Raw genomic sequence first — 23,289 nt, 5'->3', positions numbered from 1 at the left:
GCAGAGTCCACCGTCACCGCCCACATCGGTTCGACGAATTTCCAGGTCCATTTCGACGACGGCAAGCACGCGTGGCTCGCCGACGAACCCGAGTCGCTTGGCGGCGGCGATCGCGGGCCCGCGCCCGTCGCGCTATTGCTGTCGAGCCTCGGGGCCTGCACGTCGATCACGCTGAAGATGTACGCTCAGCGTAAGGGCTGGCCGCTCGCCGACGTGCGCGTGACGCTGTCGATCGAAACCGGCGAGGCGGGCTCGACCATCGACCGCAAGATCGTGCTGGAAGGCGATCTGTCCGACGAGCAGCGGGAACGGCTCTTGCAAATTGCCAATGCGTGCCCGGTTCACAAGATCCTCACGCATTCGATCACGATACGTTCGGGTCTAGCCGTCGCGTGACGCCATACGGCCTCACGCGACGGCAGGTTGGCGCGATAGCTCGCTGAGCGCGACAATGGCGGGAACCGGCTCAATTGGGCTGAACGTTATAGAACGCTTTCATAGGAAGCCGTCGTTTTGAATTTCGAACACCTTATCCAGATCAACGATCCGTTGAATCCGTTTGTCGACTCGATGACCCGCGAGCAGTTGTGGGAGGGTCTCGTGCTGCGCGCCGAACAGCCGCAACTGTTCGTGATCGGACTCGACAGTTGCACCATCCTTTCACGCGAAGGCGACACGCTCGAGCGCGAACTGCACTACGGCCAGGCCACCGTGCGCGACCGCGTCACGTTGCGGGATCGCCAGAGCGTGCGCTACGACATTCTGCCGACCGCGGATTATGTCGGCGGCTCGCTGACGATGACGATCGAACAGCCTGACGAACTGCAGTTGTTCCTGCGCTTCGAATACACGACTACCCTGCCCGTCTCCAACGACCAGGACGCTGTGACGACGCAGGAAATCGTGAAGTCGGCATATCGCGAGAACGATATCGATACCGTGCGTCTGATTCGCCAGTACGTGCAGGCCAAGCAGGAACCCGGTTCGTTGCATTGAATCGCGTGCGGGCGCTCCGCCCGCACCGTTGCGCTGCGTGAGGCCGCCATGTCGAAGGCGGCCTGCCTTCCCTTGTCGCTTTACTCCCCCACCATTCAACTATCGAAAGTCGAATCCGATGAATTTCTCTTTCTTGTAAATGGGAATGGTTATCATTTAGAATTAATCCATCGAATCGACCAACAGCAAAAACGAATGACCGATCTCAACCGCCCTTCCACCCTCAGCCTGCGCCGCCCGACGGCCGCGCTGACCAGCCGTCCGAAAACATCGACGGCGACGGCAACCGCCGCGAAGCCCACTGCGGATCGCGCCAACGGTTCGGGTGACACGGCGGATCGGGTCGTACGCAGCGACGCACTGCTGCAAGGACATAGCCACGTCAGCATCCTGCATAACGGCGAGACCTACCAGTTGCGAGCAACGCGCCTGGGCAAGCTGATCCTGACGAAGTGACAGGCGAAAACGAATAGAAGGACGTACCGGGTATTGTGGGGACCACCTCCTCGAGAGGTGTTAGGCAGTAGCCAGCCACGACGGCTTGCACGTGAGAACTAGACCCCTTCGTGCAGACACTAAGCCAGCCGTCGCAGCAAGCCAGGCCGCTTTTTTTGGTTCTCACCCAATGCGGATACACGAAACGACGTGTGTCGCAAACAAGTAAATTAAAAGCCGTGGGATGGTGTCATCTCCACGGCTTTTTGTTTGGCACGGCGCCGATCGGGTGTCGATCGCGCGTTGCAGCGTTAAGACTTACTTCGACGCCCAGCCCCAGAACATCAGCCACCATGCGCTATCGACCACCGCCAGCGCCGCGACGAACCACATCATCGCGAGGCCGCGTTGAACGAAGCGCGCGCTATAGCGACGTGTGACGAGCCAGGCGAGCCAGGCGCTCCACAGGTTGGCAATCGCCAGAATCGCAATGCGCATATCCGACGCCCACCACAACGACACATGTTCCGCACGCAGCAGCGACAGCGTAGTTGCCGACAAACCGAGAAACACGCCCGCGCCGGCAATGGGGATCAGGCCTTGCGTCAAATGATGCAGACGCACGAAGTTGAAACGCCCCAGCGTGCGCGTCGCGCCCATCAACAGCACCAGCAGCACCGTGCCGTACACCAGCGCCGTGGCGAGGATGTAGGCGATCACCATCGTGCCGTCGAGCCACGAAAACACGTCGTTCTGCTCGGGGTAATGCGTGAACAGGAACCACGGCGCGTTGGTGTCGAGCGGCCAGGTGATGTCGTGATCGACCAGCCACGTGGCGAAGAACATCTTCAGGTCGATGAACCAGCGCGAAGCGGTCCAGTGAAACGCACCGATCGCAATCCCGAGCAGGCCGTACAGGATCAACGCGGTATCCCACACGTTCGCCTGCTTGTCGCCGAGCTGCACGACTTCGGACGACGGCGCGCGCCACGTCAGCGCGATCGCGTCGCGATGCCCGCTGCAACGGCCGCACATATGGCAGTCCGATGCGCCCTTCATATTGCGCAACGGCACCAGCGGCGCGCAATTGATCGGAATCACGCGATGCCCATGTTCGCCGTCCTTGTACGAACGGCGCCACGCATCTTCATCGACTTTGTAGTGGAACGGCGCGAGACGCGCCAGTAGCGAAAAAACCCCGTTGACGGGGCACAGATACTTGCACCAGACACGCTTCTCGCGCCCGTATAGCAAGCCAATGATCATCGCCGCGAAGGTCGAGCCGCCGAGCACGAGCAGCACCGCTTTCGGATACTGGTAGACGCTGACCATCTGACCGTAGATGGTGGTGATACCGAACGCGACGAACGGCCAGCCACCCCAGCGCATCCAGCGTGGAATCGCCCAGCCGCGGCCGTACTTGCTGGCGAATTCAGCGAGCGCGCCTTCTGGACACAACACGCCGCACCAGACACGGCCGAGCATCACCATCGACAGCAGCACGAAGGGCCACCAGATGCCCCAGAACACAAACTGCGCGGCGAGCGTCAGGTTATTCCACAGATGCGCGGTGTCGTCCGGCAGCGGCATCGCCGCCGGCACGAGAATCAGGAAGGCGTACACCGCCACGACGACCCACTGAATGCCGCGGATCAAGCCGCCGTGACGCTGCATCCACTGCCCGGCCGCGGCAAGGCGGCCCGGGCGGGTCATGACGGTGCTCATGCTGCGCGCCCTGCGGCTTGCTGCACCGGCTTGCGATTCGCACGGCGGACCAGCAAATAAACGACCGCCCAATACACGGCGTACGCAATCAGATTCATCAGCGCCGGGTGGGCACGATAACCGGTGAGCGTCGCGACCAGCGAACCGAAGGTGCTAGAGTCGTCAAGGATTGCTGACGAGTTCCACATCTGATCGACGATCGTCGGCAGGATTTCCTTGTCGATCAGCTTATCGACACCGGTCTGGAACAGGCCCGCGCCGAGGAACAACAGCATGATTTCAGTGACGCGGAAGAAGAGCCGCCACGAGAAGTATTTGCCGCCCAACTGCAGCACGTAGAAGGTCAGGAACGCGAGCCCGAGGCCGATCAACACCGCGAGCATCTGACTGCCGTCCACGTGACCCGATTGGCCAAAGCCGAGACCGTACAGGAAGATCACCGTTTCACTACCTTCGCGCGCGATCGCCAGTGCGACCAGCAAGGCAACGCCCCACCAGTTCGAATCGTGCTTGCTCTTTTGCAACGACTGTTCCATGTCGCCCTTGAGGGAGCGACCGTGCTGCTTCATCCACAGCACCATCTGCACGATCAACACACACGCGACCAGCACCATGGCGGTCTGAAAATAGTCCTGCGCGTCACCGGAGAGCACTTCGGTGAAACCGACCAGCGCCGCGCCCAGCGCAACCGCCGCGATCACACCGGCCGCGACGCCACCCCACAGGTACGGCAAACCGCGGCGCGCATCGTCGTCGCCATTTTTCAACCACGCGTACAGGATGCCGACGACCAGCAACGCCTCGACACTTTCCCGCCACACGATGAATAGAATCTGACCCATCCAAGCTCTCCCTTCTACCCTTCTGCTACTGCGGCGAACGCTTGCCCCGTCTGTTTGCCCAAGGCATGCGCTCGCGTCCCAAGCCGCTACTTCGCGACGATCACGCCTTGCGCCTGCTGATGGAAATCGTCGAAGAACTTGTATTCGCCCGGCTCCAGCGGCGCAATCACGACGAACGACTCCGCGCCCGGCGCCAACACCTTTTCTTTGCGCAACTGCACGCTTTCGAACTCGGCCGCGCCCTTGCCGGTATTGCGCACTTCGATCTTGATACGCTGCCCCGCCGGTACTTCGATGCGAGCCGGATTCAGCTTGCCGTCGGTCATTTCCAGCTTGAAGGTCGGCAGATCCGCTGCGTGCGCGGCGCCCGCCAGCATGGTGGTCATAGCGAGGATCGCGATCTTTCGGTTAATTCTCATTAGCCTTTCCGGGAAACGCGGTGCGGCGGATTTCGTTGTCCGCGCGCCGCCTGCTGCATTCAGTCATTCAGCCCGGCACTCACGCGTGGCCACAAGCGACGCGTGGCGAACCGTGATGAGCTGCGTCTGCGGTGATCAGTAACCGCCCTTCTTGCCGATACCCGCGTAGGTGAAGTCGTATTCGAGCGTGATCGGCTTGAACCACGGACCCACGCCGGTTTCCTTGTCGACGTGACGGCCGAACGCCATGTGGCCGGTTTGCATCGGCGCTTCGACGATCATCTTCAGGTGGTACTTGCCCGGGCCTTGCAGCTTGACGTTGTCGCCGTAATGCGGACCGTCGTTCGCGACCATCGCCATCATGTCGCCCTTCTGGGTCTGATTCGAACCGGCTTTCGTCAACTCATAACGAACTTGCAGATACGGCATCCAGTCGCCTTCGGCGAAACCGGTCGGATTGTTCTTGACCGCGTGAATGTCGGCTTCCAGGTGGATGTCCGAGTCCGACGCCTTGCGCATCATGCCTTCGGGTTCCATCGTGATCGGCTGCAGGTAGACCGCGCCGATTTCCATGCCGCCCTGAATCTGCTGCTTGCCGATCGGGTATTCCGCTGCCGTTGCGGAAAGCGCCGCTACTGCCGCCACCGCTGCTGCGCCACCGCGCACAAATGAAGAAATCCGCATTGAAACTCCTTGTTTTTATCAGACTGGAATCGAACCCATTGGAACAGTGCGTTGCGCATGCGTTTTATGCCGCGATCCGGGCGCTCCTGAGCAGGCACGGCGGATCGTAAGTTTCATTACTAACGTTAATGCGAACCATTCTCAATATTGGTCGAGTTTATCACTGATTGGTAGGGAGAACAAATGCGGGCGCGCGCAAAGCCTTATGGCAGCGGGGTCTTCAGGCTGCCTTAAGGAAAGCGCGGGTGAAGGTGTTGGCGGGGTGTAAGGCGCAGGAAAGACAAGACGCGGCACATTGCCGCGCCTTGTGCAGGAGGGAGGGTTTAGTTGACGCCGGGAACGTGGTCGCCGACGTTCGCGCCGAATACGCGTTGCCGCAGCAGCGCCAGTTGGTCGCGAGTCTGAGCGGCCTTTTCGAACTCGAGATTCTTCGCGTGCTCCATCATCTGTTTTTCGAGGCGCTTGAGTTCCTTGGCGAGCTGCTTCTCGGACATGTCCTCGAATTTCGCCCGAGTCTGCTGTTCCTTCAGCTCGGCACGGGCATCGTCGACGTTGTACACGCCGTCGATAATGTCGCGGATCCGCTTGACCACGCCGCGCGGCGTAATGCCGTGCTCCAGGTTGTAGGCGACCTGCTTGGCGCGCCGCCGCTCGGTTTCGTCGATGGCGCGGCGCATCGAGTCGGTCACCCGGTCCGCATAGAGAATCGCCTTGCCGTTCACGTTACGCGCCGCCCGGCCGATGGTCTGGATCAGCGAGCGCTCGGCGCGCAGGAAGCCTTCCTTGTCCGCGTCGAGAATCGCGACCAGCGAGACTTCCGGAATATCCAGCCCCTCGCGCAGCAGGTTGATCCCGACCAGCACATCGAACGTGCCCAGTCGCAAGTCGCGGATGATTTCCACGCGCTCCACCGTATCGATGTCGCTGTGCAGGTAACGCACCTTGACGCCGTGGTCGGCCAGAAACTCGGTGAGCTGCTCGGCCATCCGCTTGGTCAGCACCGTGACCAGCACGCGGTCGCCGACTTTGACGCGCTCGTTAATCTCGGCGAGCACATCGTCGACCTGGGTGCGCGCCGGACGCACCTCGATTTCCGGATCGACGAGGCCGGTTGGACGCACGAGCTGCTCGGCCACCTGCCCTGCCGTCTTTTTCTCGTAGTCCGCCGGCGTGGCCGACACGAACACGACCTGGCGCATCTTGCGCTCGAACTCGTTGAACTTGAGCGGGCGATTGTCGAGCGCTGACGGCAGGCGAAAACCGTAATCGACCAGATTCTCTTTACGTGCCCGGTCGCCGTTATACATGCCGTTCAACTGGCCGATCAGCACGTGCGACTCGTCGAGCAGCATCAACGCGTCGGGCGGCAAATAGTCGACCAGCGTCGGTGGCGGCTCGCCGGGCGCGGCGCCCGAGAAGTGCCGCGAGTAGTTCTCGATGCCCTTGCAGAAACCCAATTCCTGCAGCATTTCAAGATCGAAGCGGGTGCGCTGCTCGAGCCGCTGCGCTTCGACGAGCTTTCCGTTGCTGTAGAAGAATTCGAGCCGGTCGCGCAGTTCGGTCTTGATCGTTTCGACCGCCCGCACCACGGTGTCACGCGGCGTCACATAGTGCGACGACGGGTACACGGTGAAGCGCGAAATCTTCTGCCGCACGCGGCCGGTGAGCGGATCGAACAGTTGCAGCGTCTCGACCTCGTCGTCGAACAACTCGATACGCACCGCCATTTCGGCGTGCTCAGCCGGGAAAATATCAATGGTGTCACCGCGCACGCGAAACGAACCGCGCTGGAAGTCGGCTTCATTACGGTTGTACTGCATCGCAATCAGCCGGGCGATGATGTCGCGCTGGCCGAGCTTGTCGCCCGTGCGAAGCGTCAGAATCATCTTGTGATACTCGGACGGATTGCCGATACCGTAAATCGCCGACACCGTGCCGACGATGATCACGTCGCGCCGCTCCATCAGGCTCTTGGTGGCCGACAGCCGCATCTGCTCGATATGCTCGTTGATCGACGAATCTTTCTCGATGAACAGGTCGCGCTGCGGCACATACGCTTCCGGCTGATAGTAGTCGTAGTACGAAACGAAATACTCGACCGCGTTACGCGGGAAGAACTCGCGGAACTCCGAATAGAGCTGCGCGGCGAGCGTCTTGTTCGGCGCGAAAACGATCGCCGGCCGGCCAAGCCGCGCGATGGTGTTGGCCATCGTGAAGGTTTTGCCGGAGCCGGTCACGCCGAGCAGCGTCTGGAACGACAAACCGTCCTCAATGCCTTCAACAAGCGTGTCGATCGCCGTCGGCTGGTCGCCAGCAGGTGGATACGGCTGGTAAAGCTGGAACGGCGAGCCTTCGAACGTAACGAATTTGGATTCGTCGAGCGTCTCGTCGGCTTCAGTCAGGTGGTGTTCGGACATGGGGGGCGGCACCGGGCCTTGGGCAAAGGACTATTCTAACGGGTTGCGGGAAACGCGGTCTGAGCGGGTCTGCGTAGGTTTCCGGAGGGCTCCGGGGCAGGTCCGCTCAAGCCACATGGCGCCTTTGTGCCTGTTTTTCAAGCAAATAATTCGGTCTCGCGGTCGTCGCTGGCCGAAAAAATGCCCGCGAATTCGCTACAATGCCAAGTTGCGCTCGTTCGCCGATGCCCGCCCTCCGTCTGAATCGTCCGTCAGACGTCTTTGGCCGGGCCGCCCGAGCTTGAAGCCGCCCTCTTTTCACAACTGCTGCCCACCCACCATGTCTCTGTTCTCCGCCGTCGAACTTGCTCCCCGCGACCCGATTCTGGGCCTGAACGAAGCCTTCAACGCCGATGCGCGCACCACCAAGGTCAACCTTGGCGTCGGCGTGTACTTCAATGAAGAAGGCAAGATTCCGCTGCTGCGCGCCGTGCGCGATGCGGAAAAGGCACGCGTCGAAGCCGCGCTGCCGCGTGGCTATCTGCCGATCGAAGGCATCGCCGCCTACGACGCTGCCGTGCAGAAACTGCTGCTCGGCAACGACTCGCCGCTGATCGCCGCGGGCCGCGTCGTGACGGCGCAAGCACTGGGCGGCACGGGCGCGCTGAAAATCGGCGCCGACTTCCTGAAGCGCCTGAACCCGAACACCAAGGTCGCGATCAGCGACCCGAGCTGGGAAAACCACCGCGCGCTGTTCGAAAGCGCCGGCTTCGAAGTCGTGAACTATCCGTACTACGACGCGCACACGCACGGCGTGAACTTCGAAGGCATGCTGGGCGCGCTGAACAGCTATGCCGCCGGCACGGTTGTCGTGCTGCACGCGTGCTGCCACAACCCGACCGGCGTCGACCTGACGGTCGACCAATGGAAGCAGATCGTCGAAGTCGTCAAGGCGCGCAATCTGGTGCCGTTCCTCGACATCGCCTACCAGGGTTTCGGCGACAACATCGAATCCGACGCTGCAGCAGTCCGTCTGTTCGCGGCATCGGAACTGAACGTGTTCGTGTCGTCGTCGTTCTCGAAGTCGTTTTCGCTGTACGGCGAGCGTATCGGCGCACTGTCGATCATCACGGCAAGCAAGGAAGAATCTGCTCGCGTGCTGTCGCAACTGAAGCGCGTGATCCGCACGAACTACTCGAACCCGCCGACGCACGGCGGCGCGGTGGTCGCCGCAGTGCTCGCGTCGGCCGAATTGCGCGCCACGTGGGAAACGGAACTCGCCGAAATGCGCGACCGTATCCGCGCCATGCGCAACGGCCTGGTCGAACGTCTGAAGGCAAGCGGCGTGGATCGCGATTTCAGCTTCGTGAACGCACAACGCGGCATGTTCTCGTACTCGGGCCTGACGGCACCGCAAGTGGACCGTCTGCGTGAAGAGTTCGGCATCTACGCGGTGAGCACGGGCCGCATCTGCGTGGCTGCGCTGAATACGCGCAACCTCGACGTGGTGGCGAGCGCGATCGCTCACGTGTTGAAGTAAGGTATTTCAGCGCGCGGGCGCTCTTTGCGCTCATAGCGCGCGTTGCTGAAACGGCGCCCTTTCGGGCGCCGTTTTCATTTGCTGCTCACGGTTGAGTCAACGCAAGCGCACTACGGTTTCAGCGCGCATCCCGATGGATATCGTGCGTGACAAACCCTGCGTCGTTATCGGGCATGTCGAGCCAATCAGGTTGCGCAAGCGAATGGCGGATATCTTCCAGACCGCTGTTCCAGTGTTCACGCATTGTAGAGAGGCCGAACTGGAAGTCTTTGAAATGCCCTTCGTATTCCTTCTGCCGATAGATGAGATGGATCACGTTGTAGCGCTTCGAACACGATAGATCATCCGCCAGCTTGCACCACGGGTCGTCGCGCTGGTCGGCCGGCACGCGATCGAGCACCTCGCGCAGCACATGCCGGAAACGCTGCGAACGTTGCAGCATATCGGTCACGAGACGCGTGCGGCTCGAGTACTGGATGTCTTTCATGCGCCCTTGAACGTCGGTGATGTTGTCCGGCACCGGCCCGATCGCGCTCCACAGATCGACCTGGAACGCGAGCGTATCGCGACGCGGCGTGGTCTGAATCACCTCGTAGAGCGGCGTGTTCGACATCAAGCCGCCGTCCCAGTAGTACTGGCCGTCGATTTCGACCGCCGCGAAACCCGGCGGCAACGCACCTGACGCCATGAAATGCTCGGGCCTCAGTTTCGTGTGCTTGTTATCGAAGTAGGCGAAATTGCCTGTACCGCAATTCACCGCCCCCACCGACACACGCATCTCGCCGGAATTAATGCGATCGAAATCACAGAGCGCTTCCAGCGTGGCCTTGAGCGGCGTGGTGTCGTAGTAGCTCGCCAATTGCGGCGGTCCGGAGACGGTGGGCAACGGCGGCGGGAAACGCGGCACGAAGAAGCCCTTTTGCCCCTCCACGATCGCCCCCATTGCCTGGCTCGCCGTGAAGGCCTTGCGAACGGCTTCACTCGAATTGAACAGCGCGTGCTCGATAAAGGCCGGCAACGGTGGCCCGAACGCCGGCTGGCAGATCGTCTCCCAGAATTGCAGCAGCCGTTCGACGCGTTTCTCCGGCGGATTGCCGGCGATGATGGCCGTATTCAGCGCACCGATCGAAATGCCGGCGAGCCAGTTCGGTTCGATGCCGGCTTCATAAAGCCCCTGAAAGACGCCGGCCTGGTAGGCGCCCAGCGCGCCGCCGCCTTGGAGCATCAACGCGACGGTTTCGTACTTCGGGATATGCAGATGATGGCCGGGATGCGCGGCGGGTGCCGGACCGGCGCCCTCGCCGTCCCCGCCGCCGGGCGCGCCGACGCGCGCCCGCTTGAGATTGCGTTGCGCCATGCACGCCTCCTTATTGCATATACCAGCCGTGGCTCACAATAAAGGACTGGCCGGTCAGCGCCGCAGTCGGGAACGTGGACAGGAACAGCACCGTCTGCGCGACGTCCTCCACCGTGGTGAAGATGCCGTCGACCGTGCCGCCCAGCATCACGCGCTTGATCACGTCTTCTTCGCTAATGCCGAGCTCTTTGGCCTGCTCGGGAATCTGCTTGTCGACCAGCGGCGTACGCACAAAACCCGGACACACCACATGCGAGCGCACGTTGTGTTTCGCGCCTTCCTTGGCCAGCACGCGCGCGAGGCCCAGCAGCGCATGTTTGGCTGTGACATATGCGGACTTCAGCGGCGACGCCTCGTGCGAATGGACCGAGCCCATGTAGATCACGATGCCGCCGCGATCGTCTTTGTACATGTGCTTGAGCGCGGCCTTGGTGGTCAGGAAGGCGCCGTCCACATGGATAGCCTGCATCTTCTTCCAGTCGGAAAACGAGTAGTTTTCGATCGGATTGACGATCTGGATGCCGGCGTTGGAAATCAGAATGTCGATCGAGCCGAACTCGGCGGCGACTTTGTCGATGCCCTGGTTGACGGCGTCTTCGTTCGTGACGTCCATCGCCACGCCGATTGCTTTGCCACCGGCCTGCTTGATTTCTTCAGCGACAGCGTTCGCGCCGTCCTGGTTCAGATCGGCGATCGCGACCGCCGCACCCGCTGCGGATAGCGTGAGCGCAATCTGCTTGCCGATGCCGCTCGCGGCGCCGGTAACCACCGCGACCTTGCCATTCAGATTCGTGTTCAGTGACGACATCCAGAACCTCCATGCTGTTGATGAACAATGAGACCACGGGCCGCGGGCGGCGTGAAGTCAGCCAAACGGCATAGACCGCTTGACCGAATGCTGCACTGCGGCCAACGCTGCTATTGTGCATGAACCGCGTGAACTGCATCCGTAAAACGCACATCGGGCCTTATCTCTTTAAACTGGACGTTTCGGCGGGATTCCGGCGGCATCACTACCAAGGAGGAATGCATGAATTATCGACGTCTGGGCCGTTCCGGCCTGCAAGTCAGCGAACTGTCCATCGGCTCATGGGTCACGTACGGCAATCAGGTGGATCATCGTGCGGCGCGCGAGTCGCTTGCGGCCGCGCGCGATGCGGGTGTCAACTTCTTCGACAACGCGGAGGTATACGCCGCCGGCCAATCCGAAGAGATCATGGGCCACGCACTCAAGGAACTGGCATGGCCGCGCGTGAGCTATGTGGTATCGACGAAGTTCTTCTGGGGGCTCAACGAAGCGCCGAACCAGTACCACACGCTGAACCGCAAATATTTGCTGAACGCGATCGACTTGTCGCTCAAACGCCTGCAACTGGATTATGTCGATCTGGTGTTCTGTCATCGTCCTGATCCGAACACGCCGGTCGAAGAAACCGTCTGGGCCATGAGCGACATGATCACGCGCGGCAAGGCGCTGTACTGGGGCACATCCGAATGGAGCGCCGATGAAATCCGCGCGGCTTACGAGCTCGCTGAGCGGCATCATCTGCATAAGCCGGTCATGGAGCAGCCGCAGTACAACCTGTTCCACCGCAAGCGCGTCGAACAGGAATACAAGCGGCTTTATGAGGATATCGGCCTTGGGCTCACCACCTGGAGCCCGCTCGCATCCGGCCTGCTCACCGGCAAGTACCGTGACGGCGTACCGGCCGATAGCCGCGCACAGCTGCAAGGCTACGACTGGCTGCGCAAGCAGGTTACCGATACCGGCAAAAACAATGTGGTCGGAGAGCTGGGCAAAGTGGCCGACGAGCTGGACTGCACGGTCGGTCAGTTGGCGATTGCGTGGATTCTGAAGAACCCGAATGTGAGCACCGTGATCACTGGGGCGTCGCGCGTCGAACAGATTGGTGAGAATATGAAATCTGCCGATGTGGCCGAGCAGATCACGCCGGAGATCAAGCAGCGGATCGAGGAGATCATCGGCGACGCCTACGATTGACCGGCCGTTCACCGGACCGCGGAGCATGGCCCGCGCATCATCAGGGCCGTGTCACGCGCAACGCATTACGGGGTGCAACGCGGCGTCGCGTACAATACGCGACCGCGCTGCACTTCAGTTGTGCTGCCGCATTGCACTCGCATCGCCGAATCCGCCCTGGACCGGCACGCCCTCTTTCAGCGTCTCCTCATCATGCTCAGCTACCGCCACGCCTTTCATGCAGGCAATCACGCCGACGTTCTGAAACACGCCGTCGTGTTGCAGCTACTGCGCTACCTCGGCCAGAAGGACAAAGCCTACTGGTATATCGACACGCACGCGGGCGCCGGCGTCTATTCGCTGAAGGAAGGCTACGCGACCAAAACCGGCGAGTTCCAGACCGGCATCGCCAAACTATGGGAACGTAACGATCTGCCGTCGATCTTCGCCGACTACGTCGACGAAGTGAGCGCGCTGAATCCGGACGGCCAGTTGCGCTTCTATCCGGGCTCGCCGTATATCGCGTGGCGGCAGATGCGCGAGCAGGACCGCATGCGCCTGTTCGAGCTGCACACCACTGAAATCGACGTGCTGCGCCATAACTTCCGCGACGCAGGCCGCCGCGCAATGCTCTATGCGGGCGACGGCTTTGACGGCATCCTCGCGTTGCTGCCTCCGGCGCCGCGCCGCGCGCTGGTACTGCTCGATCCGTCGTACGAAGACAAGCGCGACTACACGCGCACGCTGCGCTGCGTGGAAGAAAGCCTGAAGCGCTTTCCGACCGGCACCTACGCGGTCTGGTATCCGCAGGTAAGACGACTTGAATCGCAGCGCTTTCCCGATCAGTTGAAGAAGCTGCAGGAACGCAACTGGCTGCATGTGAGCCTGACTGTCAGCAATCCGCCGACCGACGGCTTCGGCTTATTCGGCAGCGGCATGTTCATCCTGAATCCGCCGTATACGCTCGCAAAAACGCTGAAAGACCAGATGCCCTGGCTGGTTCAGGCGCTCGGCGAGGACAAGGCGGCGCAGTTCAAGGTCGAATATCGCGGCGATTGAGACGCGTTGCTGACCCCGCGCGCACATGTATCGCGGCGGTCAAGCTCGGTGGCAGTTTGCGCAAGCACCCATCACGGCACTCGGCCAGCATTGCTGGCTTGCGCCGGGAGCTAGCGCGCCGGAGACGCTTATTGCGAGCGAGGCGCCGGGCGAGGTTGCGGTTGTGGCGACGGCGTGCCACCGCCAACAGGCAACGGGATGTAAGGCGCGACAACGATTGGTATAGATGAATTCGGCGCCAACTCCGTGGGCGTCGCGATGGGCTGCGCCCCGACGATCGGCTGCCGCGAGAGCGGCGCGGTCTGCAGCACGGTGCCGCTCTGGCCGTCGTTTATCCCGCTCTGCGAGTCGAGTATCACGGGCTTGCGAGTGTCGCTGCTCGACGCGGCAAGGGTCGCCGGTACTGCGAAAACCATTGTCAGCGAGGCTGCGACGGCCGCGGCCAGGACGGATTTGAGCGAACGGACAGGAAGCATGGGCGGACCGGTTGAGTGTGGGAATGCCGGGTTGCGCAGAAAACGCCTTACCTTACCGCGGCGGCAACCGTCAGGCTAGTCGTTATTCGCCATGAGTCGCCTTGAAGGGCCACTTGCCGGGAAATTCTCGCGGTCCAGATGTGACAAAGCCCCGTCTATACGGGGCTCAACACTTTACTGCAATGGCCGCGCACAAGCGCTGCCGGGTCAAACTTGATGCAGTTGAAACTTACAGCGAGTAGCCGTTGGTTTCGAGCGAGCGGATGCGCTGTTCGAGCTGAACGATATCCGACGACGACGCCAGATAGGCTTCACGACGGCTGCGTTCTGCAGTTTCAAACCAGGTGCTCAGCTTTTCAAGTACGTATGCAAACATGATGTTCTCCAAGGATCAGATTGAATCCCCGGTGAGTTTTGCATCAGGGATTTCCCGCAAAAGGGTTAACCCGGATTATAACCCTATGGTGCAACCTTGCTAGTGAAATGCCCGCATGACGTGCATTCCGTTTTGGAATGGTGCACGCCTATGGTGCACTTAAGTCTTTGATTTATCTAAATTCAAGATGGCACTTTCGAGACGTTCGATACTACCCCAAATTATTTAGCACCATTTCGGTGCTTTTTTGACATTTGGTTGCGACAAATCCTGCTACAGGTTGCACCCGCCGCCTTCAAAGCGGATGACAACCCTTCCCCGACACCAGATCAGTGTCGGCGAGCCGCTCGATAATCGGGCAATCCGGGCGCTCATCTCCGTGGCAATGGTCCGCCAGATGCGCCAATGTGTCGCGCATGTCTGTCAGTTCGGTGATGCGGCGATCGAGGTCCGCGACGTGCTCCAGCGCAATCGCCTTCACTTCGGCGCTGGCGCGAGACCGGTCGTGCCACAGCGCCAGCAACCGGCGAATGTCTTCGACCAGAAAACCAAGACGGCGCGCCTGCCGGATGAACCGCAGAGAATGAACCTCTTGCGGCCCGTATACGCGGTAGCCGGCGCTCGTGCGCGCCTTCGCCGCCAACAAGTCCACGCTTTCGTAATAGCGAATCATCTTCGCCGTGACGCCCGACGCGCGGGCCGCTTCACCGATATTCATGACTGTTCCCTCACTGTGTGCGTCGATCGTACACCTTCCCATGGTGGGAAGGTCAGCCACTCAATCGCGAATCGGCAGGCATAATTCAACCATCGCAATATTCATTTTTTCGAGGCAATCCCGATGACGATAGAATTCCAGGTAGAAGGCATGAGCTGTCAGCATTGCGTGGCTGCGGTCACGAACGCGATCCGTGAACACGATGGCGCCGCTCAGGTGCAGGTCGACCTGGCATCCGGGCGAGTGGCGGTCGAATCCGCGCAACCGGCTGACACGCTGAAGGCCGCGATCGACGAAGCCGGCTACACGGTTACGGCCGTGACCAGCGGCTCGGCTGGCTAAGCGAGCGACCGTCATGTTCAAAGTTGCCGTCATTGGTGCGTCCGGGCTGCTTGGCCGGGCGCTCGTCGACGAACTGGTACAGCAGGCTGGCTGGCAAGTTGTCGCCACGGCGTTCAGCCGGCCGGGTCCGAACACGGTCGCGCTGGATATTCGCGATGCGCGGGCGGTCGAGCAGTTTATCGAGCGCGAAGCGCCGGACGCGCTCGTGATTGCCGCTGCGGAACGCCGCCCGGATGTATGCGAGCACGATCCGGCGCTCGTCCGGGCGTTGAACGTCGATGCGGTGCGCACCCTGGCCGCGGCAGCAAAACGGCGTGGCGCATGGACGCTCTCGATCTCAACCGATTACGTGTTCGACGGCACTCACCCGCCCTATCAGCACGATTCCGCGCCCGCGGCGCTCAACGCCTATGGGCGCAGCAAACTTGAAGGCGAGCGAGCGCTGACGGAATCCACCGATCTCGGCTGCGTGCTGCGTTTGCCGCTGCTATATGGGCCGATCATCGATTGGGCAGAATCGGCGGTGACGAGTCTCGTGCCGGCAATTGCCGCATCGGCTTCACGCGAGGGCAAGGCCGCTGTCATGGATGCATGGGCGATTCGTTACCCGACCTTTACGCCGGACGTCGCGTTCGTGATCCGGCAGATGCTCGAACGGCATGCGCGTGGCGAGGCGATCTGCGGCATTGTGCAATGGTCGGGCGATGAGCCGATGAACAAGTATGAAATCGCCGTGCGGCTTGCAGAAGCGCTGCAACTTGATGCGCGACTGACGCCACAACACACGCCCACCGACACGACGCCGCGTCCGCATAACTGTCACCTGGCTTCGGATCGGCTTGAGGCGCTCGGCATTGGCCGCCGCACGCCGTTCGACGTTGCGATCCGGCAAGTGCTAGCCGAATTTCCGTGGCGAGGCGAGATGCCGGCGTAGCCGCCTGGCAGTGAGCTTAACCACGCTACGGCACGTACTCGCGCGTTTTCGTGGTGAGGCAAAACGGCGGCGTAGCGCCCGGCAGCGAGTTTAACCATGGTAGGTGTCGCCCGTGTTTTCGCGGTCCGACGACACGCCTGCCTGGCGGCGGCCGCCAAAGTTAGTCGCGACAGGTACTGCCTCTGTGTCCATAGGCCGCTGGTATGTCGGTATGGCGCCCGGGCATGCGAGTCAAGCCACTGCAGATCGGCATCAATGAAAATCGCGGCTCGCCGTGGCCAGTTCGCCGAGCCACTCACTGTGATCTTCGAGTCGATGCGCGACGAGATGGATCACCTCGCCCTTCTGTTTCTGTTTCGCGTTGCCCGCCTTATTTGCGTTCACCACGTTGCCGGCGCTGTCTCCGCCAGTAGAAACACCGTCGTCACGCTGCACGACGCCGTACACCGCCAGCAACGATGAACCCAGCAGCACCTTGCGCTGCTTTTCCACCAAGGCTGGCCAGACAATCACATTGATCGAACCGGTTTCGTCTTCGATGGAAACGAACACCGTGCCGTTTGCCGTGCCCGGCCGCTGCCGCACGGTGACGATGCCGCAGGCGCGCGCCAGCGTGCCGTGCTGACACGCGGCGAGTTCGGCCGCCGTGCGAAAACGCTGTTTGGCAAGGCGTTCGCGCAATAGCGCGAGCGGATGACGATTGAGCGTGAGGCCAATGCTCGCGTAATCGTCGACGATCTCGCGGCTTTCGGCTGCCTGCGGCAATGCCAACGGCGCTTCGGCGATCGGCGCATCGCGCAGCAGCTTGGGCACGGCGTGCTGCGCGGTCACCGCCCACCACGCTTCGCGCCGATGACCTGCGATGCTGACCAGCGCGTTCGCCGCGGCGAGCGCTTCGAGATCGCGCCGCGTCAATGCCGCGCGACGCGTCAGGTCGTCGACATCGGCAAACTGCGCGTCGCCGCGAGCCGCCATGATACGTTCGGCAGCCACCTGTGAGAGACCTTTGATCAGATGCATGCCGATGCGCACTGCCGGACCGCGCGCACCATAGGTTTTCGACGATTGGAATACACGTGCGGTCAACTGTTTTGCCGCGCGCCGGATCGTCCGGGCCACCGTGAAGCGCCGCAGCGACAAATCGCGTAATTGCTGCGCGGACAATACGCCCTGCTGACGATGCAAACAGGTCTCGCTCGATGAAATCCGCTGCCCTTCATGATCGCGTCTTTCGAAGGTCGATTCCCAATCGCTCAAGGTCACGTCGGGCGGTAATACCTGGACGCCGTGACGCTTCGCGTCCTGCACCAGTTGCGACGGCGAATAAAATCCCAACGGCTGACTGTTCAGCAAACCCGCCAGGAAAGCGGCCGGCTCATAACGTTTCAACCACGCGCTGAGATAGACGAGCAAGGCGAAACTTGCCGCGTGACTTTCCGGAAAACCATATTCGCCGAAGCCTTCGATCTGTTTGCAGATGCGCGCGATAAACTCGGGTTCATAGCCTCGCTTGAGCATGCGGTCGCTCAGATCCTGCTGATACTTCGCCAGATTACCGGTGCGCCGCCACGCGGCCATCGCGCGTCGCAACTGGTCGGCCTGCTCACCGGAATATTCGGCCGCAACCATCGCGAGGTGCATCACCTGTTCCTGGAAAATCGGCACGCCAAGCGTGCGTTCGAGCACTGGCCGCAATTCATCTTTAGCGTAGTCCTCCGCCTCGATACCCTGCTTACGACGCAAATACGGATGCACCATGCCGCCCTGAATCGGTCCGGGTCGCACGATCGCGACTTCAATCACGAGATCGTAGTACTTGTTCGGTTTCAGCCGCGGCAGCATGCTTTGCTGCGCACGTGATTCGATCTGGAATACGCCGATCGTATCGGCGTGGCCGCACATTTCGTAGACGGCTCGATCCTCGCGCGGAATATCCTGCACCCTGAATGTCGGAAAGCCGCGCCGCAATGCGACGAATTCCAGTGCGCGCCGGATCGCCGACAACATGCCGAGCGCCAGCACGTCGACTTTCAATAGTTTGAGCGCATCGATATCGTCCTTGTCCCATTCGATCACGCTACGGTCTTTCATCGTCGCGTTTTCGATCGGCACGAGTCGCGACAGCTTGTCTTTCGCGATCACAAAGCCGCCGACGTGTTGCGACAGATGGCGCGGAAAATTGCGCAACTCCTTAGTGAGACGAATCAGATTCTGCGTGATATGCGAGCTGGCAGCGAAGCCTGCTTCAGCCAGATATTTGGCGACCGCATCCGTGCCGTCCCACCATTGCTGCGATTTACTGATCCGCTCGATCAGCGACACTTCGAGCCCCAACGCCTTGCCGACATCCTTCAGCGCACTGCGTGCGTGATACGTGATCAGCGATGCAGTGAGCGCAGCGCGATGACGGCCGTACTTGCCGTAGATATATTGAATCACCTCTTCCCGGCGCTGATGCTCGAAATCGACGTCGATATCAGGCGGTTCGTTGCGCGCGCGCGAGATGAACCGCTCGATCAGCATGTTCATGTGGACTGGATCGATCTCCGTCACATGCAGGCAGTAGCACACGATCGAATTTGCCGCCGATCCGCGGCCCTGGCACAGAATGTTTCTGGAGCGTGCGAAGCTCACGATATCGTGCACCGTCAAGAAGTACTTTTCGTATTTCAGCTCAGCGATCAGCAGCAGCTCTTTCTCGATCTGAGCGATTCGCTTCAGATCCATGCCGTTCGGCCAGCGCTCCATTGCGCCGGCCATCACCAGCTTGCGCAGATAGCTCGATGGAGATTCACCGGCGGGTACCAGTTCTTCCGGATACTCGTACTTGAGTTCGTCGAGCGAGAAGCGGCATAGGGCTGCAATACGCAGTGTTTCTTCGAGCGTATCGCGCGGGTACAGTTTGCCGAGCCGCACGCGAGTGCGCATATGCCGCTCGGCATTGGCCTCGAGCGCGTGGCCACACGCCGCTAGCGGTGTGACGAGCCCGATCGCGGTCAGGGTGTCCTGCAATGGCTTGCGCGATCGCGCATGCATCAGGACGCCACCTGCCGCCACCAGAGGTAACCCGCTCGCTTTTGAAATCATCCGCAACGCGTCAATCTGAAGATCGTCGCTGCCGGTTTGCCAGAGTTCGAGTGCGATCCATGAGCGTTGCGGCGCCAATGAGGCGAGCCAATGCGCGCAGCGCAGCGTGTGCGAGAGCGTCGCCGTGCGTTGCGGCACGAGGATCAGGACGCAATCGGGCAAGGTCTTGAGATGTTCGAGATGCGGCAACGCATCGGTGAAATCGGACGGGCCGAGACGATAGCTCCCCTTGTCGGCACGCGAGCGGGCTAGCGTGATCAGCTCGGAAAGATTGCCGTAGCCATTGCGGTTGGTTGCGAGCGCAACCAGTGTGCAGAACGGTTCGCCTGCATCGTTCGTCAGATTGAGTTCGCTGCCGATGATGAGGTGAGGGATTGGTTTTAGTGCCTCTGGCTCTTCGGTTTCCTGTTGTGAGGCTTCCTGTTGTGAGGCTTCCTGTTGTGAGGCTTCTTGCTCTGCGACTCCCTGTTGCGAGCCCGCTGGCTTTGTGGCCGTCAACTTTGCTGCTTCTTCTAAAGATGTTCCTGCTTGCGCGGCTTTCGCCTTGTCTTCGCGCTCCTTTTGTTGACGGTCCCGCTCCTGTTTGATTTCTCTCACCGCCGTGTGTGCGCGCACGACGCCCGCCAGCGAGCATTCATCGGTGATCGCGAGCGCGCTATAGCCGCGCGACATCGCCTGCTCGACCAACTCATGCGGATGCGAAGCGCCGCACAGAAACGAGAAATTGGTCAGACAATGCAGTTCCGCGTACGGCGGTAATTGGGCCGCAAGCGCCTGCGCGAATAAGAATGAAGGCTTGGAATTTGCCATGATGCTCAACCGAACAAACCCTGCAAATACCACTCGCCGTTTAAACGTTCGCGATACACCCAGAACATATGACCACGATCATCTGCCGCAACGTAGTAATCCCGCTCGACGCGATTACCGTCCCACCACCCTGCTTCAATCCGTTCGGTACGCGTGAGCATTTTCAGCGGCCGACGATAGATCGGCCGCTGGTCGCGCATCATCAGGCGCAGCGGTTTGTCGAGCATCCAGACAGGACGAGGCTGCGATGGCAACGCACTGTCGGGCAGATCGAGTGAGGCTTGGGCGTCGGCCGGATGTGTGACGAATAGGCGGCTGCTTTTAGCGTCACTTGTTTTGTCAGACTGCCGGGATAGGTGCACCAGGTGTGCTGTGCGTTCTGCCTGTTCGGCTTGTTCGGCCTGTGTCGCCTTCGCCTGTGCCGCCACACCGCCGTCTGCGTGCACATTGTCCAATGCAGCATGCTGCAACTCATCGGTCAGCCAGGTTTTATCCGCTTTAATTTTTGTCCTGGCTTTCACAGACAAACGCTTCTTGCGCGAAAACGCTTGCGCCTGGTAGGCCTCGACGCGCATTGCCCGCTCAGGCCGATGATCGTCTTGTATCGACATCTGCAGCACGTTCTCCGGCCCCAAACGCGCGCTCAAGCGTTCGAGCAGACGCGCGATCGAATCTCCGTCTGATTCAGGCATTGGAAACAAGGTGTCCGACCGCCCTGCATACTCGCCGATCTCATCCGCGATCAGCTTCAACTCGATCACGGGCGCCACCAGAACCGTCTGATTCAACTTCTCACGCAACAGCCAGATCAGATGCTCGGCATCGCGCGACGGTATGGCCCACACGACCTTCAGACTCGATGTCTTCGGCGCATGACGGGATGCCAATTCATGTTCGAGCAACAACGTATAACCACTGAGCGCTGCGTGATGCGCGCTCAACCATCCGGCCAGTTGCACGATCAGCCGACGCGCGGCGAACAGTAGAGCATCGGCGTTATCGACCCGCGACGGCAACTCCAACTGAGCATGAAACGACGCTGGCGCCCGAAACGATTCGCGCGGGTCCGGACGCATGCCATATGCTTGCGCCAGCAAATCCAGAATACCGCTGCCGAAACGCCGCACGACACCCGAGCGTGGCAGCTGACGCAAATCGGCCAGCGTCGTGCAACCGACATGCGCAAACGCATCGCGATGCGCCTGCGCAACCGGCAGCAACGACACAGATACGCGGTCGAGGACCCGCGCAAGCGACGTTTCCTTTATCACATGCCAACGATGCCCCTGCCGATCAGCATGCGCCTGCGCCAGCAGCCACGCGCCCCAGGCTGTCGGTGCGCACGCGATGCGCGCCGTATAGCCGAATTCAGCCACCGTCGCGGATACCCGCGACAACAACGTGCGCAAGCCGCCAAACAACCGCAAACCGGAGCCGACTTCCAGCAACAAGGTGTGCGCGTGCGCGAGCGACACCTTCGGTGTGTACGTCAGCAAAGCGAGCGCCATCGCTTCGAACGCCTGGGTTTCGCGGACTGCGTCTGCAGCAAGCATCTTGAGACCGGGAGCCAAAGCCAATGCGTATGAGCGCGAATGCCCCGCATGCACCCCAGCACGCAATGCGTCGAAATCCGGCATCAGGATGTGCGCGTGATCGGCCAGCGCATAGCAGCGCACCTCGGTGACGTTTTCGGCACCTCGAAGCTGGCTTGCCGCATCGCCGGACTCACACCGGTTCAGCTTCGCGGGCGAACCATCCGGGAGCGGTTCGAGCGGCTTCACCGCTTCCAGCGACAAGAGTGGCAATGTGACTGCGATCCACAACATGTTTGATCTCTCGTCCTTGATTGCTGCCAATCCCGCTTTCCGGCAGCAAGACGCTTTGTAACGGCAAAATGAGACGCAGGGGCTCCGCTGGCGGCGGGCCGCGGCGCTTGAAGATGTCGATCGAGATGCCAATCTCCTGCAACCATTGACGACGGTTGATCGTCTGCGCATTGGCCGGTAAGAACGGCTCGCAGATCATTCGCAACGGCGCCGGCGAAGATTGGGTGGCTGCCTCGACAGGCCGGATCAAAAATGCCAGCGATGCTGACTCCTGAGCCGCCACCTGCAGACGCCGAACCTTATCGGGGCGCGCATTCGGCAGCCATACCAGCACTGCGCCGATGCCATCCTGCTTCAACGCCTGAGCAGCGGCCCACAGGGACTGGTCTTCACTCGAGCGCACCCATAAGACGCGCTCGACATCGATACCCCAAGCCCTCAGCGCCGAAGCACAGGGCTGGTAAGGGGGCGCCACGAACATGACGTGCCGTTCGGCTTGCGTCGTAAGATGCCGAAGCGCGCGGGCTAACAGGCGCAGTTCGCCGACCCCTCCATGCTCAATCAATAACTCCGTCAAACCGCCGGCCGACCAGCCCTGTCCGGGCAGCAGTTGATCCAGCGCGGCATAGCCACTGGAAATCACCCGCGAGTCCGCCTCGGCAAGCTCATTGCCCTGCCACACCTGACGCCGCAATTGCGACGACAGTGCTGTCGTCGCCAGGTGAATCGCTGCTGCCATAGACACGCTCGTTCAATAGGGAATGCTCCGCCCCGCCCGGCATCGGGCAAGCATGAGGCGATGAGTTTTCACTGTATATTTATACAGTATTTTGAGACGGATGTTAAGGCAAGGTGATGCAACGAAACGATGCGTAGGAAGGAAATGACGCGAGGTGGTGACGCTATTTTTGTTGCAGGTTTTTCGCCTGTGGGAAAGCTGCCCTTTGCCGCTGCTGCTAAGCGAACAAAACCAGAGTTAGCGTGTTCTGAGAGGAATGAGAACGGGGAGCCCACGCATGCACGCCGCGGATATGGGTAAGAAGTGACGGGTTACGCAAACGCGCTTCGCGTGGGGAAGGGGCGATACCCGAAGAACCGGGACCGCATCGGGCAATGCCATGTGATGTTCTCCGATCCGCTCGTTGTGACGGACAGACGCCCGGACGAAGTCCCGGCGTGCGCATGCCATCGCAGTCGTGATAGCGTAGCTGGAGGCGAAGCCCCGTTCCGTGCCTGTTTTTTTGTGTCCGCTTTCTGCGCCGAAAACGCAAAAACCCCGCCTTGAT

General features: G+C 60.9%; 21 protein-coding genes. 8 read left to right on the top strand and 13 right to left on the bottom strand.

The features are described 5' to 3' along the window. From PQQ96_RS37185 to hemP, 3 genes are all read left to right on the top strand, one after another. The coding region (locus tag PQQ96_RS37185; RefSeq protein ID WP_408301701.1) for an OsmC family protein at positions 1 to 396 on the top strand (396 nt) is incomplete at its 5' end. A gap of 117 nt (positions 397 to 513) precedes the next feature. After that, entirely contained in the window at positions 514 to 996 is a 483-nt protein-coding gene (locus PQQ96_RS37180; RefSeq protein ID WP_408301700.1) for an SRPBCC family protein, read from the top strand. A 195-nt stretch (positions 997 to 1,191) separates the two neighbouring features. Further along, positions 1,192 to 1,452, top strand: a complete 261-nt coding sequence (hemP, locus tag PQQ96_RS37175; RefSeq protein ID WP_408301703.1) for a hemin uptake protein HemP — start codon at positions 1,192 to 1,194, stop codon at positions 1,450 to 1,452. A 297-nt stretch (positions 1,453 to 1,749) separates the two neighbouring features. Here the strand turns inward: hemP and PQQ96_RS37170 are convergent, their stop codons facing one another. The 5 genes from PQQ96_RS37170 to uvrB all read right to left on the bottom strand — a co-directional run bounded on the left by PQQ96_RS37170 (position 1,750) and on the right by uvrB (position 7,518). Then, positions 1,750 to 3,156, bottom strand: a complete 1,407-nt coding sequence (locus tag PQQ96_RS37170) for a 4Fe-4S binding protein (RefSeq protein WP_408301699.1) — start codon at positions 3,154 to 3,156, stop codon at positions 1,750 to 1,752. Beyond that, on the bottom strand, positions 3,153 to 3,998 hold the full coding sequence (locus tag PQQ96_RS37165; protein ID WP_408301697.1) for an FTR1 family iron permease: 846 nt from the start codon (positions 3,996 to 3,998) through the stop codon (positions 3,153 to 3,155). Before PQQ96_RS37165 ends, PQQ96_RS37170 begins: the two co-directional genes overlap by 4 nt. Positions 3,999 to 4,084: 86 nt before the next feature. Next, positions 4,085 to 4,417, bottom strand: coding sequence for a cupredoxin domain-containing protein (locus tag PQQ96_RS37160; RefSeq protein WP_408301695.1), 333 nt, complete (start codon positions 4,415 to 4,417; stop codon positions 4,085 to 4,087). 135 nt (positions 4,418 to 4,552) lie between these two features. Continuing rightward, positions 4,553 to 5,101: an iron transporter gene (locus PQQ96_RS37155; RefSeq protein ID WP_074284868.1), complete on the bottom strand. Its 549-nt coding sequence runs from the start codon at positions 5,099 to 5,101 to the stop codon at positions 4,553 to 4,555. Between the two features lie 323 nt (positions 5,102 to 5,424). Further along, complete coding sequence (gene uvrB / locus PQQ96_RS37150; RefSeq protein WP_408301693.1) at positions 5,425 to 7,518, bottom strand: excinuclease ABC subunit UvrB; 2,094 nt, start codon at positions 7,516 to 7,518, stop codon at positions 5,425 to 5,427. Between the two features lie 319 nt (positions 7,519 to 7,837). On the opposite strand from uvrB, the gene PQQ96_RS37145 reads away from it, so the two are divergent. After that, positions 7,838 to 9,037, top strand: a complete 1,200-nt coding sequence (locus tag PQQ96_RS37145) for an amino acid aminotransferase (RefSeq protein ID WP_408301691.1) — start codon at positions 7,838 to 7,840, stop codon at positions 9,035 to 9,037. 118 nt (positions 9,038 to 9,155) lie between these two features. Here the strand turns inward: PQQ96_RS37145 and PQQ96_RS37140 are convergent, their stop codons facing one another. Beyond that, positions 9,156 to 10,394, bottom strand: coding sequence for a DUF3734 domain-containing protein (locus PQQ96_RS37140; protein WP_408301689.1), 1,239 nt, complete (start codon positions 10,392 to 10,394; stop codon positions 9,156 to 9,158). A 10-nt stretch (positions 10,395 to 10,404) separates the two neighbouring features. Then, a complete protein-coding gene (locus PQQ96_RS37135; protein WP_408301687.1) occupies positions 10,405 to 11,202 on the bottom strand; it encodes a 3-hydroxybutyrate dehydrogenase in 798 nt (265 codons plus the stop codon). A 222-nt stretch (positions 11,203 to 11,424) separates the two neighbouring features. On the opposite strand from PQQ96_RS37135, the gene PQQ96_RS37130 reads away from it, so the two are divergent. Further along, positions 11,425 to 12,396, top strand: coding sequence for a potassium channel beta subunit family protein (locus PQQ96_RS37130; protein ID WP_408301685.1), 972 nt, complete (start codon positions 11,425 to 11,427; stop codon positions 12,394 to 12,396). A 192-nt stretch (positions 12,397 to 12,588) separates the two neighbouring features. After that, entirely contained in the window at positions 12,589 to 13,434 is an 846-nt protein-coding gene (locus tag PQQ96_RS37125; protein WP_063495331.1) for a 23S rRNA (adenine(2030)-N(6))-methyltransferase RlmJ, read from the top strand. A gap of 128 nt (positions 13,435 to 13,562) precedes the next feature. Here the strand turns inward: PQQ96_RS37125 and PQQ96_RS37120 are convergent, their stop codons facing one another. From PQQ96_RS37120 to cueR, 3 genes are all read right to left on the bottom strand, one after another. Further along, complete coding sequence (locus tag PQQ96_RS37120) at positions 13,563 to 13,910, bottom strand: hypothetical protein (RefSeq protein ID WP_408301684.1); 348 nt, start codon at positions 13,908 to 13,910, stop codon at positions 13,563 to 13,565. A gap of 229 nt (positions 13,911 to 14,139) precedes the next feature. Then, positions 14,140 to 14,286, bottom strand: a complete 147-nt coding sequence (locus tag PQQ96_RS37115; RefSeq protein ID WP_074284875.1) for a DUF3563 family protein — start codon at positions 14,284 to 14,286, stop codon at positions 14,140 to 14,142. Positions 14,287 to 14,581: 295 nt separating this feature from the next. After that, positions 14,582 to 15,004 carry a Cu(I)-responsive transcriptional regulator gene (gene cueR / locus PQQ96_RS37110; RefSeq protein ID WP_408301682.1) on the bottom strand — a complete coding sequence of 141 codons (423 nt, stop codon included), beginning with the start codon at positions 15,002 to 15,004 and terminating at the stop codon, positions 14,582 to 14,584. Positions 15,005 to 15,127: 123 nt separating this feature from the next. Between cueR and PQQ96_RS37105 the strand changes: the two genes are divergently transcribed. Together PQQ96_RS37105 and PQQ96_RS37100 are read left to right on the top strand one after the other, a co-directional pair. Further along, positions 15,128 to 15,346, top strand: a complete 219-nt coding sequence (locus tag PQQ96_RS37105; protein ID WP_121109652.1) for a heavy-metal-associated domain-containing protein — start codon at positions 15,128 to 15,130, stop codon at positions 15,344 to 15,346. 13 nt (positions 15,347 to 15,359) lie between these two features. Beyond that, a complete protein-coding gene (locus tag PQQ96_RS37100) occupies positions 15,360 to 16,280 on the top strand; it encodes a dTDP-4-dehydrorhamnose reductase family protein (protein WP_408301679.1) in 921 nt (306 codons plus the stop codon). A gap of 252 nt (positions 16,281 to 16,532) precedes the next feature. On the opposite strand, the gene PQQ96_RS37095 is transcribed toward PQQ96_RS37100, so the two are convergent. The 3 genes from PQQ96_RS37095 to imuA are packed head-to-tail and all read right to left on the bottom strand — an operon-like array spanning position 16,533 to position 22,742. Then, entirely contained in the window at positions 16,533 to 20,177 is a 3,645-nt protein-coding gene (locus tag PQQ96_RS37095) for an error-prone DNA polymerase (RefSeq protein ID WP_408301677.1), read from the bottom strand. 5 nt (positions 20,178 to 20,182) lie between these two features. After that, positions 20,183 to 22,003, bottom strand: a complete 1,821-nt coding sequence (locus PQQ96_RS37090) for a Y-family DNA polymerase (protein WP_408301675.1) — start codon at positions 22,001 to 22,003, stop codon at positions 20,183 to 20,185. Continuing rightward, positions 21,903 to 22,742: a translesion DNA synthesis-associated protein ImuA gene (gene imuA / locus PQQ96_RS37085; RefSeq protein WP_408301674.1), complete on the bottom strand. Its 840-nt coding sequence runs from the start codon at positions 22,740 to 22,742 to the stop codon at positions 21,903 to 21,905. Before imuA ends, PQQ96_RS37090 begins: the two co-directional genes overlap by 101 nt. Positions 22,743 to 23,289: the final 547 nt, after the last annotated feature.

The organism is Paraburkholderia sediminicola (genome assembly GCF_046027825.1).
Classification (GTDB): domain Bacteria; phylum Pseudomonadota; class Gammaproteobacteria; order Burkholderiales; family Burkholderiaceae; genus Paraburkholderia; species Paraburkholderia sediminicola_D.
The sequence above is the reverse complement of the archived record's forward strand: the minus strand, read 5'-3'. Positions and strand labels throughout refer to the sequence as shown.

What these genes read in the sequence shown, in the direction of transcription:
- PQQ96_RS37115 (WP_074284875.1), bottom strand. Translation starts at nt 14,286, where the DNA reads ATGTTTGCATACGTACTTGAAAAGCTGAGCACCTGGTTTGAAACTGCA.
- PQQ96_RS37090 (WP_408301675.1), bottom strand. Translation starts at nt 22,003, where the DNA reads ATGTTGTGGATCGCAGTCACATTGCCACTCTTGTCGCTGGAAGCGGTG.
- uvrB (WP_408301693.1), bottom strand. Translation starts at nt 7,518, where the DNA reads ATGTCCGAACACCACCTGACTGAAGCCGACGAGACGCTCGACGAATCC.
- PQQ96_RS37165 (WP_408301697.1), bottom strand. Translation starts at nt 3,998, where the DNA reads ATGGGTCAGATTCTATTCATCGTGTGGCGGGAAAGTGTCGAGGCGTTG.
- PQQ96_RS37160 (WP_408301695.1), bottom strand. Translation starts at nt 4,417, where the DNA reads ATGAGAATTAACCGAAAGATCGCGATCCTCGCTATGACCACCATGCTG.
- cueR (WP_408301682.1), bottom strand. Translation starts at nt 15,004, where the DNA reads ATGAATATCGGTGAAGCGGCCCGCGCGTCGGGCGTCACGGCGAAGATG.
- hemP (WP_408301703.1), top strand. Translation starts at nt 1,192, where the DNA reads ATGACCGATCTCAACCGCCCTTCCACCCTCAGCCTGCGCCGCCCGACG.
- PQQ96_RS37130 (WP_408301685.1), top strand. Translation starts at nt 11,425, where the DNA reads ATGAATTATCGACGTCTGGGCCGTTCCGGCCTGCAAGTCAGCGAACTG.
- PQQ96_RS37145 (WP_408301691.1), top strand. Translation starts at nt 7,838, where the DNA reads ATGTCTCTGTTCTCCGCCGTCGAACTTGCTCCCCGCGACCCGATTCTG.
- PQQ96_RS37125 (WP_063495331.1), top strand. Translation starts at nt 12,589, where the DNA reads ATGCTCAGCTACCGCCACGCCTTTCATGCAGGCAATCACGCCGACGTT.
- PQQ96_RS37135 (WP_408301687.1), bottom strand. Translation starts at nt 11,202, where the DNA reads ATGTCGTCACTGAACACGAATCTGAATGGCAAGGTCGCGGTGGTTACC.
- imuA (WP_408301674.1), bottom strand. Translation starts at nt 22,742, where the DNA reads ATGGCAGCAGCGATTCACCTGGCGACGACAGCACTGTCGTCGCAATTG.
- PQQ96_RS37120 (WP_408301684.1), bottom strand. Translation starts at nt 13,910, where the DNA reads ATGCTTCCTGTCCGTTCGCTCAAATCCGTCCTGGCCGCGGCCGTCGCA.
- PQQ96_RS37100 (WP_408301679.1), top strand. Translation starts at nt 15,360, where the DNA reads ATGTTCAAAGTTGCCGTCATTGGTGCGTCCGGGCTGCTTGGCCGGGCG.
- PQQ96_RS37155 (WP_074284868.1), bottom strand. Translation starts at nt 5,101, where the DNA reads ATGCGGATTTCTTCATTTGTGCGCGGTGGCGCAGCAGCGGTGGCGGCA.
- PQQ96_RS37140 (WP_408301689.1), bottom strand. Translation starts at nt 10,394, where the DNA reads ATGGCGCAACGCAATCTCAAGCGGGCGCGCGTCGGCGCGCCCGGCGGC.
- PQQ96_RS37095 (WP_408301677.1), bottom strand. Translation starts at nt 20,177, where the DNA reads ATGGCAAATTCCAAGCCTTCATTCTTATTCGCGCAGGCGCTTGCGGCC.
- PQQ96_RS37170 (WP_408301699.1), bottom strand. Translation starts at nt 3,156, where the DNA reads ATGAGCACCGTCATGACCCGCCCGGGCCGCCTTGCCGCGGCCGGGCAG.
- PQQ96_RS37105 (WP_121109652.1), top strand. Translation starts at nt 15,128, where the DNA reads ATGACGATAGAATTCCAGGTAGAAGGCATGAGCTGTCAGCATTGCGTG.